General features: G+C 68.3%; 17 protein-coding genes. 10 read left to right on the top strand and 7 right to left on the bottom strand.

Annotated features, from left to right (window positions below):
- Positions 1 to 29: 29 nt before the first annotated feature.
- Positions 30 to 929, bottom strand: coding sequence for a LysR family transcriptional regulator (locus tag NA4_RS09985; protein ID WP_067467511.1), 900 nt, complete (start codon positions 927 to 929; stop codon positions 30 to 32).
- Positions 930 to 1000: 71 nt separating this feature from the next.
- Here NA4_RS09985 and NA4_RS09980 point away from each other — a divergent pair, with 71 nt between their 5' ends.
- The 4 genes from NA4_RS09980 to NA4_RS09965 all read left to right on the top strand — a co-directional run bounded on the left by NA4_RS09980 (position 1001) and on the right by NA4_RS09965 (position 3991).
- Complete coding sequence (locus NA4_RS09980; RefSeq protein ID WP_067467509.1) at positions 1001 to 2356, top strand: FAD-binding oxidoreductase; 1356 nt, start codon at positions 1001 to 1003, stop codon at positions 2354 to 2356.
- An 82-nt stretch (positions 2357 to 2438) separates the two neighbouring features.
- Positions 2439 to 3323, top strand: a complete 885-nt coding sequence (locus tag NA4_RS09975; RefSeq protein ID WP_067467506.1) for an SPFH domain-containing protein — start codon at positions 2439 to 2441, stop codon at positions 3321 to 3323.
- 12 nt (positions 3324 to 3335) lie between these two features.
- Positions 3336 to 3524 carry a type II toxin-antitoxin system antitoxin gene (locus tag NA4_RS09970; protein ID WP_067467504.1) on the top strand — a complete coding sequence of 63 codons (189 nt, stop codon included), beginning with the start codon at positions 3336 to 3338 and terminating at the stop codon, positions 3522 to 3524.
- 158 nt (positions 3525 to 3682) lie between these two features.
- Positions 3683 to 3991, top strand: a complete 309-nt coding sequence (locus tag NA4_RS09965; RefSeq protein WP_067467500.1) for a hypothetical protein — start codon at positions 3683 to 3685, stop codon at positions 3989 to 3991.
- On the opposite strand, the gene NA4_RS09960 is transcribed toward NA4_RS09965, so the two are convergent.
- Positions 3978 to 4823: a class I SAM-dependent methyltransferase gene (locus tag NA4_RS09960; RefSeq protein WP_067467497.1), complete on the bottom strand. Its 846-nt coding sequence runs from the start codon at positions 4821 to 4823 to the stop codon at positions 3978 to 3980. The genes NA4_RS09965 and NA4_RS09960 overlap by 14 nt on opposite strands.
- A 240-nt stretch (positions 4824 to 5063) precedes the next feature.
- Between NA4_RS09960 and rpsA the strand changes: the two genes are divergently transcribed.
- A complete protein-coding gene (gene rpsA, locus NA4_RS09955; protein ID WP_067467495.1) occupies positions 5064 to 6530 on the top strand; it encodes a 30S ribosomal protein S1 in 1467 nt (488 codons plus the stop codon).
- Positions 6531 to 6591: 61 nt separating this feature from the next.
- Here the strand turns inward: rpsA and NA4_RS09950 are convergent, their stop codons facing one another.
- Positions 6592 to 7149, bottom strand: a complete 558-nt coding sequence (locus tag NA4_RS09950) for a hypothetical protein (RefSeq protein WP_067467494.1) — start codon at positions 7147 to 7149, stop codon at positions 6592 to 6594.
- A gap of 237 nt (positions 7150 to 7386) precedes the next feature.
- The gene (locus tag NA4_RS09945) at positions 7387 to 8064 is read right to left on the bottom strand and encodes an NAD(P)-dependent oxidoreductase (RefSeq protein WP_067467491.1); all 678 of its coding nucleotides are present in this window, start codon (positions 8062 to 8064) and stop codon (positions 7387 to 7389) included.
- Between the two features lie 85 nt (positions 8065 to 8149).
- On the opposite strand from NA4_RS09945, the gene NA4_RS09940 reads away from it, so the two are divergent.
- From NA4_RS09940 to NA4_RS09925, 4 genes are all read left to right on the top strand, one after another.
- A complete protein-coding gene (locus tag NA4_RS09940; RefSeq protein WP_067467488.1) occupies positions 8150 to 8851 on the top strand; it encodes a TetR/AcrR family transcriptional regulator in 702 nt (233 codons plus the stop codon).
- A gap of 96 nt (positions 8852 to 8947) precedes the next feature.
- Entirely contained in the window at positions 8948 to 9619 is a 672-nt protein-coding gene (locus NA4_RS09935; RefSeq protein WP_067467485.1) for a TetR/AcrR family transcriptional regulator, read from the top strand.
- On the top strand, positions 9616 to 10992 hold the full coding sequence (locus tag NA4_RS09930; RefSeq protein WP_067467482.1) for a carotenoid oxygenase family protein: 1377 nt from the start codon (positions 9616 to 9618) through the stop codon (positions 10990 to 10992). The genes NA4_RS09935 and NA4_RS09930 overlap by 4 nt, the downstream gene beginning before the upstream one ends.
- A 73-nt stretch (positions 10993 to 11065) precedes the next feature.
- Positions 11066 to 11980 (top strand): SDR family NAD(P)-dependent oxidoreductase, encoded by a 915-nt coding sequence (locus NA4_RS09925; protein WP_067467479.1) that lies wholly within the window; start codon positions 11066 to 11068, stop codon positions 11978 to 11980.
- A gap of 78 nt (positions 11981 to 12058) precedes the next feature.
- Here NA4_RS09925 and NA4_RS42505 read toward each other — a convergent pair whose 3' ends face one another.
- Entirely contained in the window at positions 12059 to 12271 is a 213-nt protein-coding gene (locus NA4_RS42505) for a hypothetical protein (protein WP_067467476.1), read from the bottom strand.
- Positions 12272 to 12612: 341 nt separating this feature from the next.
- Between NA4_RS42505 and coaE the strand changes: the two genes are divergently transcribed.
- Positions 12613 to 13815, top strand: a complete 1203-nt coding sequence (gene coaE, locus NA4_RS09915) for a dephospho-CoA kinase (RefSeq protein WP_067467473.1) — start codon at positions 12613 to 12615, stop codon at positions 13813 to 13815.
- A gap of 11 nt (positions 13816 to 13826) precedes the next feature.
- On the opposite strand, the gene NA4_RS09910 is transcribed toward coaE, so the two are convergent.
- The gene (locus NA4_RS09910; RefSeq protein WP_067467470.1) at positions 13827 to 14351 is read right to left on the bottom strand and encodes a ribonuclease FAU-1 family protein; all 525 of its coding nucleotides are present in this window, start codon (positions 14349 to 14351) and stop codon (positions 13827 to 13829) included.
- Between the two features lie 57 nt (positions 14352 to 14408).
- Entirely contained in the window at positions 14409 to 15062 is a 654-nt protein-coding gene (locus NA4_RS09905) for a ribonuclease FAU-1 family protein (RefSeq protein ID WP_067467467.1), read from the bottom strand.
- Between the last annotated feature and the right edge of the window lie 83 nt (positions 15063 to 15145).

The raw sequence follows: 15145 nt of genomic DNA, 5'->3' as shown, positions 1-15145 counted from the left end.
GGTGCCAGGCGGCCCGGTTTCTCGTCCTGCTACGCGTCTGCGCGCATGGCGATTCGCAGCTGACCGAGAAGCACTTTGGCCGCCGGGCTGCCGGGCTGATCGGTGCGCCAAGCCAGCGCGAGCTGTCCGCGCAGTTCCGGCTCGACGATGCGCACGGTCCGCACCCCGAAGGCCGCGGCCTCCTGTGTGGTGAGCGCGGGCACTACGGCGACGCCGAGGCCGCGCGCGGCCAGTCGCAGCAGCAGCGGAGGTGCGGCTGCCTCGTAGGCGATGCTGGGCTCGAAGCCCGCCGCGGCGCACGCACGCTGGAACACCCCGCGAATCCCGGTGCCAGGAGGCAGGCAGATCAGCGGACGGTCGCGCAGCGCGGCCAGCGGAATCTCGGCGTCGTAGCCGGGGTCCGCCGCGGGGACAGCGGCCACCACCGCCGTGTCCAGCACCACGTCGATGCCGATGCCGGGATCCAGTTCCGCGCCGGTCAGCCCGACCAGCGCGATATCCAGCTCGCCCCGGCCGAGGGCGGCGAGCATCCGCTCGGAGGTGTCCTCGCTGAGGCTGATGCCGACCTGCGGATGGTCGTCGTGGAAATCGGCCAGCACGGCGGCGACATCGAATTCCTCGACCGCCGCGCCCGAGATGAGGCCGACCCGGACCTGTCCGCGCAGCAAGCCGGTGAACTCGTCCACCGTCTGGGTGATCCGCTCGGCAGCGGCCAGCGCCGCCTCCGCGTGCCGCAGCACGGCGGCGCCGACGTCGGTGAGCGTCACCGTGCGCCCGCCGCGGTCGAGCAGCGGCTGGCCGAGTTCGCGTTCCAGTTGCCGGATCTGCGCGCTGAGGCCGGGCTGGGCCAGATGCAGCCGGGCCGCGGCGCGGGTGAAGCCCGCTTCCTGCGCGACCGTGACGAAGTAGCGGAGCTGCCGCAATTCCATAACTGATGATTCTAGATCATAGAAGAACTATCTGTTTTACTTCTTCGTCGCGAGAGAGCACCGTCGGAGTCATGGGAAACAACGCCGCACTGACCATCGACACCGACGCCTTCACCGGCCCGGTCTTCCATCCGGGCGACCCGGACTACGACGCGGAGATCGCTGGTTTCCAGACCGCCTACACCCACCGGCCCGCGCTGATCGTCGCCGCGGCACACGCCGAGGACGTGCGCGCCGCGGTGGAATACGCCGCCCGCCACGACCTTCCGATCGCCGTGCAGGCCACCGGGCACGGGCTGTCGGTCGCCGCCGACGGGGGAGTGCTCATCAGCACGCGCAGAATGACTCACATCCGGATCGACCCGGCCGGCCGGACGGCGCGCATCGGCGCGGGAGTGCGCGCGGGCGCGCTGGTCGAAGCGGCGGCCCTGCACGGGCTTGCGCCGCTGAACGGTTCGTCGCCCTCGGTCGGCGTGGTGGGCTACCTGCTCGGCGGCGGCGTCGGGCTGCTCGCCCGGCGATTCGGGTACGCCGCCGAGCACGTACGGGCGATCGAGCTGGTCACCGCCGACGGCAGGGCGCGCACGCTGACGCCGGGGGACGAGCTGTTCGGCGCCGTGCTCGGCACTGGAGGCAACTTCGGCGTCGTCACGGCGCTGGACGTCGAGCTGGTTCCGGTCACCGAGGTGTACGGCGGGCAATTGATGTTCGACACACCGCTGGTCGAACCAGCGCTGGACGCATGGCGCCGGTGGACCGCGACCGTGCCGGACGAGCTGACCTCGACGATCACCATGCTCGCGTTCCCGGACATCCCGCAGGTGCCCCCGCCGCTGCGCGGGCGGTACGTAGCCTCCATCCGGATCGCCTACACCGGCCCGACCGAGGGGGGTGAGCGCCTGGTCGCGCCACTGCGCGCGGTCGGCGACCGGCTCGAAGACAACCTGCGCGCGATGCCCTACACCGAGTCGCGCACCATCCACAACGATCCCGACCATCCGCACGCCTACGCCGCGACCAACGCGCTGCTCGGCACCTTCACCGCGGACGCGGCCGCCGCGCTGCTGGCCGCCGCCGGTCCGGAGTCCGGCGCGGGCGCGGTCATCGACGTCCGTCATCTCGGCGGGGCGTTGGCTCGTCCGAGCGACGCCGGAATCGCGGTCGACCACCATGCGGCCGAGTACATCGTGCGGATCATCACCGGGCCCGAAGACGCCGCGACCCAGGCTGGGATCCGTGCCGCGCTGGCGCCGTGGACGCTGGGGCACAGCCTGAATTTCCTCTACGGCGCGGGCGGCGAAGCCGACGAGGCGCAGACCCGCGCGGGCTATCGGCCCGAGACCTACGCTCGGCTGGCCGCGCTCAAAGCCGAGCACGACCCGCGCAACCTGTTCCGTTTCAACCGCAATATCCGGCCCGCCTGCTGACCCCCGTCTCGCCGTCGCGCTCTGGTCGGCGCGGCGGAGAGATGCTATCTTCGTGATATCACTCTGATATTGGGAGGATGTCATGCAGTTTCGCTCCGCATTCCGCGTCAACGGCTTTCTGGTGCTGTTGGGGTGGTTCGCACTCACGGTGGCGTTCGGTGGCGCCGCGGCGCTCGGCTTCATCGCGGGGGCCAAGGACGGCAACGCGCTCGCTATCGGCGGCGCGGTGGCCGCGACGGTCGTCGTGGTGGTCCTGCTGCTGCTCGCGACCGGCCTGACCGTGGTGAACCCGAACGAGGCCAAGGTGGTGCAGTTCTTCGGCCGCTACGTCGGTTCGGTGAGCGAGCCGGGGTTCTTCTCGGTGCTGCCGTTGACCGACCGCAAGAGCATCTCGCTGCGCGTGCGCAACTTCGAGACCCAGAAGCTCAAGGTCAACGACGCCGACGGCAACCCGGTGGAGATCGCCGCCGTGGTGGTCTACCGGGTGGTGGACAGCTTCAAGGCCGCGTTCGCCGTCGACGACTACGAGGAGTACGTCGAGACTCAGTCCGAGGCGGCCGTCCGTCATCTGGCCACGACGCACCCGTACGACGCGCACGACGCCGACCGCACCAGCCTGCGCGACGGCGCCGAGGTCGCCGAGGAACTCACCGTCGAACTGCGGGAGCGCACCGAGCTGGCGGGCATCGAGGTACTCGAGGCCAGGATCACCCATCTCGCCTACGCGCCCGAGATCGCCCAGGCCATGCTGGTTCGCCAGCAGGCCGCCCAGGTGGTCGCCGCGCGCACCCGGATCGTCGAGGGCGCGGTCGGCATGGTCGGCCTCGCGCTGGAGCGGCTCGCCCAGCAGGGCATGGTGGAACTGGACGAGGAGCGCAAGGCGGCGATGGTGTCGAACCTGCTCGTCGTGCTCTGCGGTGATCGTCCGACCCAGCCCGTGGTCAACGCCGGTTCGCTCTACTCCTGAGGCGGGCGGCCCATGGCTGAGCGCAAGAAACTGCTGCTACGCCTGGACCCGGCCGTCCACGACGCCATCGCGAAGTGGGCGGCCGACGACCTGCGCAGTATCAACGCCCAGATCGAGTACGCGCTGCGCGTGGCGCTGGAACAGGCCGGGCGCAAACCCAAGAGCGGTGACGGAACGGCGTCGGCCGGGTCGGGCGAGTGACGCAGCGGCAGCGGCGATCATGCGACCGGTCCACGGTCTGGTGCGCATTTGCCCGGTCCGGACCGAAATACCCTCGACGGTGGCTGGTGCCCGACATCCCCGACGCGAAGACTGGTTATCAGCAACCTTCCAGCGGTCCGCATCGAAAGGGGAGCCCGATGACCACGACAGTGCACGTCGACAACACCGTGCGCGACTACGACGAGTGGAAGACGATGTTCGATGATCTGGAACAGTTCCGCGCCGACGCCGGAGCCCGTACCTGCCGGGTGGAGCGGTTCACGCACAACCCGAACCGGGTGCTGATCGACCTGGATTTCGACACCGCGGCGGCGGCCGAAGCCTTCCGGGACGAACTGCACAAGATCACCCACAGTGCGCACGAACAGGCGATGCTGGTCTCCCACGAGGTCTCCATCCTCGAGCTGGTCGACGAGCACCACCCCTCCTCGCTCACGGCTTCCTAGTCACGAAGATGGCCGTGCCGGGGAACAGTTCGCCGCGCAGCGGGCTCCACTGCCCCCACTCGCGTTCGAGCCATTCCGGCCACTCCGGCTCGACGATGTCCTCCACCACCAGTCCCGCCGCGACGATCTCCCGCACCCGGTCCCCGATGGTCCGGTGGTGCTCGACGTAGGTGGGCACGCCGTCGTCGTCCACCTCGACATACGGGGTGCGGTCGAAGTACGGGATGGTGGCGGTCAGGCCGGCCGGGCCGGGATCGTCCGGGAAGATCCAGCGCATCGGGTGATTCACCGAGAACACCCACCGCCCGCCCGCGCGCAGCACTCGGGCCACCTCCCGCATGACCAGCGCCGAGTCGGCGACGAACGGCACCGCGCCGAACGCCGAACAAGCCAGATCGAATGACGCGTCGGCGAACGGAAGAGCCTCCGCGTCCGCCTGCACCAGCGGCACCCGCGGGCCGCCGCGGGCCATGACGGCCTGCCCGCGCTCCAGCATTCCGCGCGACAGGTCCAGCCCCACCGGCCGTGCGCCCTGCCCGGCCAGCCACCGCGAACACGGCGCGGAGCCGCAGCCGATCTCCAGGACCGCCTTGCCGGCGACGTCGCCGAGGAAACGCATATCGCCCTCGTGCAGGCCCTCGGGGCACCACACGAACTCGCCGCCGGGGGAGTCCACGCCGAGGAACTCCGCATGCGTCTCGTGGTACTGGGCGGCGTCGGCATCCCACCAGCGCCTGCTGGCCAGCCTGCTGGCCGGCGATCCGATCCGGGTCCGGGCCGTGCCTGCCGTTCCGAGCAGTGCGTTTGCTTGCGCATGGCGATCTTCCGACACGCCGATCAGACTATCGGCGTGCCGACCCGACCGGTTTGCCCGGCCGGACCAAGGTCGCGTACGCTGAACGCGCGAGTGTCTTCCGTACAGCCGTACCGGAGTTCAACCCGTGCTGAGTTTCACGCGTGTTGCGTGCGGTACGTTCCTAGTGTCCGTCTTCACACTTCGCGGTGAGATCGCAGCGTACCGAAAGTTCCAATGTCCGCAACCGACCACAATCCGTCCGGAGCAAACCGACATATGCCCACCACCGTCACCTCGCCGCAGGTAGCCGTCAACGACATCGGCTCCGCCGAGGATTTCCTCGCCGCCATCGACGCCACGATCAAATACTTCAACGACGGCGACATCGTCGAAGGAACCATCGTCAAGGTCGATCGCGACGAGGTCCTGCTCGACATCGGTTACAAGACCGAAGGCGTCATCCCCTCCCGCGAACTCTCCATCAAGCACGATGTCGACCCCAACGAGGTCGTTTCCGTGGGCGATGAGGTCGAGGCGCTTGTTCTCACCAAGGAGGACAAGGAAGGCCGCCTGATCCTGTCGAAGAAGCGGGCGCAGTACGAGCGTGCGTGGGGCACCATCGAGGAGCTCAAGGAGAAGGACGAGGCCGTCAAGGGCACCGTCATCGAGGTCGTCAAGGGCGGCCTGATCCTCGACATCGGCCTGCGCGGCTTCCTGCCCGCCTCGCTGGTCGAGATGCGCCGGGTGCGCGATCTGCAGCCGTACGTCGGCAAGGAGATCGAAGCCAAGATCATCGAGCTGGACAAGAACCGCAACAACGTCGTGCTTTCGCGGCGCGCCTGGCTGGAGCAGACCCAGTCCGAGGTCCGCAGCGAGTTCCTGCACCAGCTGCAGAAGGGCCAGGTCCGCAAGGGTGTGGTCTCCTCGATCGTCAACTTCGGCGCGTTCGTCGACCTGGGCGGCGTGGACGGTCTGGTGCACGTCTCCGAGCTGTCCTGGAAGCACATCGACCACCCGTCCGAGGTCGTCGAGGTCGGCAACGAGGTCACCGTCGAGGTGCTCGATGTCGATCTGGACCGCGAGCGGGTCTCGCTGTCGCTCAAGGCGACTCAGGAAGACCCGTGGCGGCAGTTCGCCCGTACCCACGCGATCGGCCAGATCGTGCCGGGCAAGGTCACCAAGCTCGTTCCGTTCGGCGCGTTCGTTCGCGTCGAGGAGGGCATCGAGGGCCTGGTGCACATCTCCGAGCTGGCCGAGCGCCACGTCGAGGTCCCGGACCAGGTCGTCGCGGTCGGCGACGACGCGATGGTCAAGGTCATCGACATCGACCTGGAGCGTCGCCGGATCTCGCTGAGCCTCAAGCAGGCCAACGAGGACTACCACGCCGAGTTCGACCCGTCGAAGTACGGCATGGCCGACAGCTACGACGAGCAGGGCAACTACATCTTCCCCGAGGGCTTCGACCCGGAGACCAACGAGTGGCTCGAAGGCTTCGAGAAGCAGCGCGAGGAGTGGGAAGGCCGCTACGCCGAGGCGGAGCGTCGCCACAAGATGCACACCGCGCAGATGGAGAAGATGGCGGCCGACGCCGCGGCCGAGGCCGCGAACGGCGGCGGCGCGTCGAACTACTCCTCCGAGAGCGGTGCGCAGTCCTCCGCCAGCCAGGCCGAGCCCGCCGGCGGTTCGCTCGCCAGCGACGCCCAGTTGGCGGCCCTGCGGGAGAAGCTCTCCGGCAACGCCTGATCGGCAATAACTGAACGACTGCGCCCCAACCGGAATCCGGTTGGGGCGCAGTCGTTTTCGATCAACGCTCGCAGCAACCCGCCGTGTGCTTGCCACGCGAGGGTTTCGTGGTGCCCCGATGGACTTCCGGCGCGTGGGCGGGCGGTTGTGCCGCTTCGTGCGGCGCCACCATCTGAGCCGTCGTGAGTGCGACGACTTGGATTTGCTCGAGCCGCAGCCCGAGCGTGGCCAGCCGGGCGATGACGCCGAGCCGATGCTCCGGCAATCCCGGCCGGATCACCAGCGGATCCCGTTGCGGACGGCGCAGGACGTACGTCCGGCGCTCAGCATCGAACCGCACGGGCGCCCCGTCCCGGATGGCCCGGTACGCGTCCAGGTCCAGCGTGCTGTGCCGGACCGGGTCGATCATCAGCGACGCGATGGACTGCTCCGCCTGCCGCAGCCACGGCTCCTGCTCGGACGGGTCCAAGTGCTCGACCCGCTGCGCGACGCGCCACCGATAGTCCTCCGCCGCGGGGCGCAACAGAGACCGGTGTCGCTCGACCTCCACCGCGAAGGCCACGAGTTCTTCGTGGTCCGTGGCGAGTCGGTCGGGCGTCGAAGCATGGACCTCGGGCATAGTGCCCCCTATCTCTCGGGTTGCGGATTACTTTGCGTGGCAACCAGATCGACGTCCGACGTGCTTATTGTGCCGGAGGGGTCCGACAGAAATCAGTGCCGCGAGCGGGGCACTGGCCTTACGGTCAGACGGTTCGAACGCGCCGCCGTCGACGATCAGCTCCGCGCCCACGACGGTGCGGGCGTGCTCGGAGGCCGGGAAGCGAGCTGGGCCGCGATGTCATCGGTGTGTCCGTCCTCAGTAGCCGACGGTGAAGCGGCGCTGGATGAATCGGGGTTGCTCGGCCTCGTCGAGTAGGGCGACAGCCACGTCCTCGGCGGAGATATCCGCGTCGCCGACGAGCAGTTGGTCGCCTCCGATGCGGAAGCGGCCAGTGCGCGCGCCAGGGTTGATCCGGCCCGACGACGGGCTGAGGTAGGTCCAGTTGCGGTTGGACAGGCGATAGACGTTCAAGGCATCGCGCAATGCGCGTACCACCGCGGCGTACTCCGCCGGTACGTCCAGCACCTCGGTGAGGGTGCGGGTGAAATCGTCTCCGGTATCGAGCAGTTGCACCCCGGGCGCGACCTCCAAGCTGCCCGCACCGCCTACCGCGATCAGGCGCACCCGCGGCTGCCGATGGAGCGCGGCGACCATCGCCTGCGCGCCGACCACGAAATCTCCCGCGTTCGCGATGGTGTCCGGGATGCCGTGTCCCGCGTTGACCGCGCTCACAACGACGTCGAGACCCGCGATGGCCTCGGCGATGCTGTCGGCATTCAGCCAGTCGGCCACCGCCCATGTCTCCTGCCCGCGCTCGGCGGGGATCCGCGCGGCCTCGCGCGTGAAGGCGGTGACCCGATGCCCCCGTTGCCATGCTTCGGTGACGACGCGCGAACCGATAACGCCCGTAGCCCCGAATACTCCGATCTCCACACTCACTCCTACACATCGTTCATTTACTACACGCCGTTCAGTCACGACACGGCTGATAGTAGCCAAACGCTGTAGAGTGTCAACCGTGGCCGAGATCGTGCGAAGTCGCCGGGAACGTCTGCGCGCGCAGACCCTGGTGGACATCAAGACGATCGCCATGAACCTGCTGGCCGAGGGCGGGCCGGACGCGATCTCATTGCGCGCCATCGCGCGTGAGATGGGGATGACGGCGGGCGCCGTCTACGGCTACTACGCCACCCGCGACGACCTGATCTCCACGCTCATCTCCGACGTCTACACCGCATTGGTCGACCGCCTCGAGGCGGCGCGCGACGCCGTGCCCGCCGAAGACCCGGCCGGACGCATCGTGGCCTGGGGAGAGGCGGTGCGCGACTGGGCGGTCGAGCGGCCGGCCGAATTCCGGCTCATCTACGGCGACCCGGTGCCGGGTTATCAGCCGCCACCCGGCGGCCCCGCCGCGGCGGCCGAATTGCGCGCCTGCACCGGCTTGGTGGGTCTCGCGGCGGCTGCCTGGCCGCACGCCGCGCAGCGGCAGACCATGGGTGAGTGTGCGTGGTCGGACTTCGACGCGGACCTGACCGAGCACGTTCGGGCCGGATTTCCGGCGCTGCCTCCGGACGCGCTCGCTCTCGCGTTGCGCATGTGGGGCCGGATGCACGGCCTGATCGCGCTCGAAGTGTACGGTCATCTGCGGCCGCAATCTCGAGCTCCCGCAAAGCTTTTCCGCGCCGAGATGCTGGACCTGGTCCGTTCACTCGGGCTGTAGTCGCGAGGCGCCTGATGGTGCAGAACGTACCCGCGATCAGGCGGGGGAATTTCGGGTGCTCTTGACTCTGTATGTAACGATCCCTACAGTAGCGATATGGCGAAGAAGCCCAGTGCCGAGGCGGAGAACAAGAGCGCACCGTCGAGGGAGCAATTTCTCGACGTGGCCGAACGGCTGATGAGCGAGCGCGGATACGCGGGAACGTCGGTGTCGGTCATTTGCAAGGAGGTCGGTGTCGCGGCTACCTCGCTGTACTGGCATTTCGGCAGCAAGGAGGGGTTGCTTGCCGCGGTGATGGAACGCGGCGCGGCCCGCTGGTTCGCGTCACTGCCGCGCTGGGACGATCTTCCTGGCGATGCCGACGAGCGTGCGGCGCAGGTGCGGCGTCGCGGGGCGATCGCCGTCACCGGCCATCCCCTCTTCCTGCGCCTGTTCTACCTGCTGGCGCTGGAGGGCGCTGCGGACGAAGTGGCCGCCGAGCTGGTGCAGCGGGTACGCGAGCGCGCGCGGAGCTACTTCGCCGAGGCGATCAACGGGATGCTGGCGGACGCGGCCGAACCCGAGATCGCGCGGCGTGCCTCCGGGGAACTGGCGCGGTTCGCCGTCGCGTTCTCCGACGGCTGCTTCTTCGCGACGCAGCTCGAACCCGGCGACGCCGATTTGCAGACCATGTACGGCGACTTGCTCACCGCGCTGTCGGCGCTCGCGCCCGCCGCGCTCGCTCGCGCCCGCCGCACGAAAGACCTGACACCCCAGGAGAACCCATGACCATCGCGTTCGCGGGCATACCGCACGAATACACCGAAGGAGCGCTGGCGCCGGTCAGCACCGAGTACACCGCCTGGGACCTTCCGGTAACCGGCTCTATTCCGCCCGAGCTGGACGGGCTCTACCTCCGCAATGGACCCAACCCGCCGCCGGTGCCTTATGACGGCCCATACCACTGGTTCCTGCCCGACGGGATGCTGCACGGCGTGCGCATCCGGGACGGAAAAGCGTTGTGGTACCGAAACCGTTGGATCCGTACCGAAGCGCTGGCCGGGAAATTGGACACCCGCCCTGCCCAGGGACCCGCCGACATCGCGCTGGTGCCGAACACCTCCAATACCAACGTGATCGAGCACGCGGGCCGCATTCTCACCCTGGCGGAATGGGGGCTGCCTTACGAAGTCGATCGTGAACTGAACACGCTCGGCCGCCACGACTTCGGTGGCGCCCTGGCCGCGCCGATGACGGCGCACCCGAAGATCGACCCGCGCACCGGCGAGATGTACCTGATCAGCTTCGGTCCCGTCGCGCCGTACCTGCGCTACTTCGTCGTCGACGCCACGGGCGCCCTGGTCCGCAGCGAGATCATCGACGTCGAAGGACCCTCGCTGATGCACGACTGGGCGATGACCGAAAACCATGTCCTGTTCCTGGATCTCCCCATTGTTTTCGACGCCGACTACGGTGCCGTCGCGGGTTTCCCGTACCGCTGGGACGACGACTACGGCGCCCGCGTCGGCATCATGCCCAAGGCCGGCACCAGCGCGGACGGCCGCTGGTTCGAGATCGATCCGTGCATGATCATCCACACGCTGAACGCCTATGAGCTCGGCACGGAGGTCGTCCTGGAAGCGGCGCGCTACTCCAACGCGGTGCGAGATCGCTGGCGGCCCGATGTCCTGGCCATCGACGTCGGCGCGACGCTGCACCGCTGGCGATTCGATCTGCACGCCCGCACGGTGCGGGAGGAAGCGGTCGACGGACGGACATTCGAGTTTCCCAAGATCAACCCGGGCCTGGTCGGCGCGCCGAGCGCGGTGGGCTATGGCGTCGAGACCAGCCACGGGGAGCGGGCGGGCTTCGGCGGCCTGCTCAAATGGGACCTCGGCACCGGAGCCTGCCTCCGTCATGACGTCGGAGACGGTCGTGTGGCCGCGGAGGGAACCTTCGTGCCCCATCCGCAGGCCCGCGCCGAGGACGAGGGCTGGCTGCTCTCCTACGTCTACGATCCGGCCAGAGACGCCAGCGATCTGGTGATCGTCGATGCGTCGGACTTCTCCGGCGCTCCTCGAGCGGTGATCGGCCTGCCGCAGCGGGTGCCACTCGGCTTCCACGGTTGCTGGATTCCGATCGCGGAAGGACAACCGGCATGAGCGAGCGTGGCGAGCGACCGATGGACACGGAGCGCTCGCTCGTGCCGGAGCCGAGCGCCGGCGAGGTGCGGGCATGAGCGACCAGCGGACAGTATTGATCACCGGTGGCACGGGCAGCCTCGGCTTCCGGACCGCCGAAGCGATTCTCCGCGACCCGGATCGGGTCGTTGTCATCACCGGCCGGGGCGCCGACGCGGTGAACGCGGCCGCGGCTCGGCTCGGTGACCGGGCCGTGGGAATGTCCCTCGATCTGGCTTCGCTGTCCGCGGTGCGGCGATTCGCCCGCGGGTTCGGCGAGTTGGGGTTGCCGCCGCTGCACGCGGTCGTCTGCAATGCGGGTACCCAGATCGTGTCGGGCACCGTGCGCACCGTCGATGGCATCGAGCAGACCTTCGCGGTCAACCACCTCGCGCACTTCCTGCTGGTGCGCGAACTGCTGCCCACCATGGCCACGCCGGGCCGAATCGTGTTCGTCGCCAGCGACACTCACGACCCGACCAAGCCCACCGGTATGCCCCGGCCGGTCTACACGACGGCGTGGGACCTCGCTCATCCGGACGACTCCGAGGCGGTAGGCCCCGGCCTTGCCGGTCGCCGCCGGTACACCACGTCCAAGCTCTGCAACGTTCTGGCGACCTACGAATTCGCCCGGCATCTCGACGGGACGGTTCCGCCGGCCGTCACTGTGAACGCTTTCGATCCGGGTCTCATGCCCGGCACCGGGCTCGGCCGGGATTATCGCGGAATCCAAGGATGGGCATGGCGCTATCTACTTCCCGCCCTGACGATCGTCCCGGGAATCAATGTTCATACCCCCCGCCGTTCGGCTGCCGCATTGGCTCGACTCGTGCTCGCACCCGAATTGGCCGGGACGACCGGGCGATATTTCTCCGGTCAACGGGAGATCAAGTCCTCCGCCGAGTCCTATGACATCGCCAAAGGCGAGGATTTATGGCGAACCAGCGTGGAAATCATCGAAAAGTTGTAATCCGCCGCGGCTGACCGCACCGCACAGCAGAGTGGCCCAGCCTTGGCGAGGGGCTGGGCCACTTCGAACATCGGGGGTTCAGCTGGCTGTGGCAGGTACCCAACGGACCGCGGGTGCGGTCGCGCGCTTCCGCGTGGCGGCGAAACTGTGCCGTGCGGGACTGATGAACGCGGTGAACCAAGAGCGACGGTGCTCGGCGAGCGCCGCCGCCACAGCAGGGATCCGAATGCAGTGCACTCGCCCCGCCTTACCCAGGCGGTGGCGACCCGTCTGGTTGATTCTGGTGCCCAATGTTGTTCCTTTGCTTTGCTGGTGTCGGCCTGGATCGCCACGGCGAAGATTAGCGGAACGAAAGTGCCCGCCAAAGTATTTTGCGCGAGTAATTGCCTCGGCGTGTCGGAAACTCGTCCAGTCGAACCGGAAACCTCCGGAATTGTTGCGAATCGGTCTCGGCGTAGTCACGGATCGGGCAAATGGCGGCAGAAGTGGTGGAATGCGCGGCGGCATTGGGTATCCGGCTTGACTGCCGTCCATCGGGGCCGTCGGCATGCCCGGGCGCCGGGCGGCACGCCTTCGGCGGACGGATCGGGGCGGCGCAGGCGACAGCGGCAGCCGGATGCAAGACTGGGCGAATGTTACGAATCGGCCTCACCGGAGGCATGGGAGCGGGCAAGTCGACCGTGGCCCAGGTCCTCGCGGACCTCGGCGCGGTGATCATCGACTCCGACCTGATCGCCAGGGAGGTGGTCGCGCCGGGCACCGAGGGACTCGCGGCGCTGGTCGAGGCGTTCGGCGCCGATATTCTCGCCGCAGACGGTGGCCTCGACCGTCCCGCGTTGGCCGCCAAGGCATTCGGTGACGACGCCGCACGCGCGAAATTGAATTCGATTACCCACCCACTGGTCGGAAAGCGCACCGCGGAATTGATCGCCGCAGCGCCGCCGGACGCAATTGTCGTGCAAGATATTCCGCTTTTGGTGGAGAACGGTCTTGCGCCGCTGATGAATCTCGTTCTCGTCGTCGATGTGGACGCCGAAACGCGCGTCCGCCGCCTGGTCGAATTTCGCGGTGTCGCCGAAGCCGATGCCCGGGCGCGTATTTCGGCGCAGGCCACCGACGAGCAACGCCGAGCCGCTGCCGATGTGTTGCTGGACAACAATGGCGCGCCCGGTGAGGTCGAGGCCGAGGTGCGCAGGCTGTGGGCACAGCGCATGGTGCCGTTCGAGCGCAACCTACGGACCGGGACCACGGCACGACGCACCGAGGTGCGGATCGTGCCCGCGAACCCGGATTGGCCCGCGCAGGCGCAGCGGCTGATCGCCCGGCTGTGGGTCGCCTGCGGCGCCGCCGCGTCCCGGATCGACCACATCGGCTCGACGTCGGTGCCGGGGCTGCCCGCCAAGGACGTGATCGATGTGCAGATCACGGTGGGCGATATGGCGGCTGCCGACGGCCTGCGTGATGCGCTCGGCGCCGCGGGGTTCCCGGTTCGGCCGGAGGCCACCCAGGACAATCCCAAGCCGACACCACAGGACCCGGCGGGTGTCGACACCGCGCTGTGGACCAAGCGATTCCACCAGAACGCCGACCCGGGCCGGTTGGCCAACGTGCACATACGGGCCGAGGGCTCGCCCGGTCAGCAGTACGCGCTGCTGCTGCGCGACTGGCTGCGCGCCGATGCCGCCGCCCGCGCGGAATATCTCGCGATGAAACGCGAAGGCGAGGCCAAGGCCGCGGGGTTGACCGGTGCGGAGGCGACCTCGGCCTACCTCGCGGTCAAGGAGCCATGGTTCGATGCCGCCTATCCGCGAGCGCTGGCCTGGCGGGACCGTTAGCGACGGAGTGCTTACAACCAGGTCAGGTTGATGTCCATGGACTCCATCCAGCCCTCGAAGGTGTGGCCGTTGGCGGCGATGCCGTCGATGGCCGCCGTCGCGTGCTGCACGGCGGCCTCGGCCTCGGCAAGGGTGACCAGTCCGGCGGCGTGCGCGGCGAACAGTTCGTCGACGTCGAGCAGTTGGGTTTCCCGCGACGAGCGCACCACGATGTCGAGATAGTGGTCGACGGACTTCCACTTCTTCGGCGCGACCACGCTGAATTCCCCGACGTCGAGGTAGTAGTCCTGGTCGCGCCGATGTGCTGGGAAGTAATGGAAGACGGTCGCGCGCAGGTACAGCTTCGGCAGCAGCCAGGACTCGATGTAGTGGAACTGCGGATGATCCGAGGTGCGCGCCATGTACAGACCCCACGGCTCGACGTGGTATCGCTCGACCGGGCGGACGAAGCCTTTCGGGTCCGTATTGGTCAGGTCCGCGATATTGAAGTACTCGACTTTGGGCCGGTGCACGTCGACGGAAGGTGCCTGCGTCATGCATCAAGAATCTACCGCCACCCCGACCACGTCGAGCCGGATGCGGTAACCGGCCGGCTACACCCAGGTGAGCGTGATGCCGCGGGTGGCGAGCCAGTCCTCGACGCTGTGGTCGTGCGCCGCCAGGGCGTCCAGTACCGCCGTGGCGCGGTCGAAGGCCCGATGCGCCTGCGCCGTGTCGACCAGCCCGGCGGCGTGCGCGGCCAGCAGCTCGTCGACGCCGATCAGTTCGGCGGGGCGGCCACGGCGCACGATGATGTCCAGGTAGTGGTCCACCGACTTCCAGCGCTTGGGGCCGATGCGGCTGAACTCGCCGATGTCGAGGCGATAGCCGGGGTCCCGATGGTGCGCCGGCTTCGGTCGGGCGACCGTGATGCGCAGCGAGAGTTCCGGCAGCAACCAGGATTCGAGATAGTGCGAATCGGGGCCGCCGACCGCGCGCCCCATGTACAGACCCCACGGTTCGACGTGGAATCGTTCGACCGGCCGGACGAATCCCTTGGCGTCGGTATTGGTGAGCTCGGCGAGATTGAAGTACTCGACCCTGGGCCGGTGCGGCGCCGGAGTGGCAGGCGGCTCGGCAGGCCCCGGTGGTGCGGTCGTGGTGGCGCCGGTCATGGCAGGAACCATCGTGCGGAGATCTCTGGCGACGTATCCGGCAATGCCGGTGACGGCCGGCGCGGCAACGAGCAATGGAATCAGACCGCTCATGACTGCACCTCGCTGCGCTCGGCTCCGTCATGCGCGGTGCGCGCTGTGTTGACGATTCGCTCGCTTCGCTCGCTCATGCCTGC

This window comes from Nocardia amamiensis NBRC 102102, from assembly GCF_001612745.1.
GTDB classification, from domain to species: domain Bacteria; phylum Actinomycetota; class Actinomycetes; order Mycobacteriales; family Mycobacteriaceae; genus Nocardia; species Nocardia amamiensis.
Note: the sequence above shows the minus strand (reverse complement) of the source record. Positions and strands in the feature narration are given on the sequence as shown.

Coding starts and splice junctions, on each gene's coding strand:
- NA4_RS09985 (WP_067467511.1), bottom strand. CDS start 929: ATGGAATTGCGGCAGCTCCGCTACTTCGTCACGGTCGCGCAGGAAGCG.
- NA4_RS09980 (WP_067467509.1), top strand. CDS start 1,001: ATGGGAAACAACGCCGCACTGACCATCGACACCGACGCCTTCACCGGC.
- NA4_RS09975 (WP_067467506.1), top strand. CDS start 2,439: ATGCAGTTTCGCTCCGCATTCCGCGTCAACGGCTTTCTGGTGCTGTTG.
- NA4_RS09970 (WP_067467504.1), top strand. CDS start 3,336: ATGGCTGAGCGCAAGAAACTGCTGCTACGCCTGGACCCGGCCGTCCAC.
- NA4_RS09965 (WP_067467500.1), top strand. CDS start 3,683: ATGACCACGACAGTGCACGTCGACAACACCGTGCGCGACTACGACGAG.
- rpsA (WP_067467495.1), top strand. CDS start 5,064: ATGCCCACCACCGTCACCTCGCCGCAGGTAGCCGTCAACGACATCGGC.
- NA4_RS09950 (WP_067467494.1), bottom strand. CDS start 7,149: ATGCCCGAGGTCCATGCTTCGACGCCCGACCGACTCGCCACGGACCAC.
- NA4_RS09935 (WP_067467485.1), top strand. CDS start 8,948: ATGGCGAAGAAGCCCAGTGCCGAGGCGGAGAACAAGAGCGCACCGTCG.
- NA4_RS09930 (WP_067467482.1), top strand. CDS start 9,616: ATGACCATCGCGTTCGCGGGCATACCGCACGAATACACCGAAGGAGCG.
- NA4_RS09925 (WP_067467479.1), top strand. CDS start 11,066: ATGAGCGACCAGCGGACAGTATTGATCACCGGTGGCACGGGCAGCCTC.
- coaE (WP_067467473.1), top strand. CDS start 12,613: ATGTTACGAATCGGCCTCACCGGAGGCATGGGAGCGGGCAAGTCGACC.
- NA4_RS09910 (WP_067467470.1), bottom strand. CDS start 14,351: ATGACGCAGGCACCTTCCGTCGACGTGCACCGGCCCAAAGTCGAGTAC.
- NA4_RS09905 (WP_067467467.1), bottom strand. CDS start 15,062: ATGAGCGGTCTGATTCCATTGCTCGTTGCCGCGCCGGCCGTCACCGGC.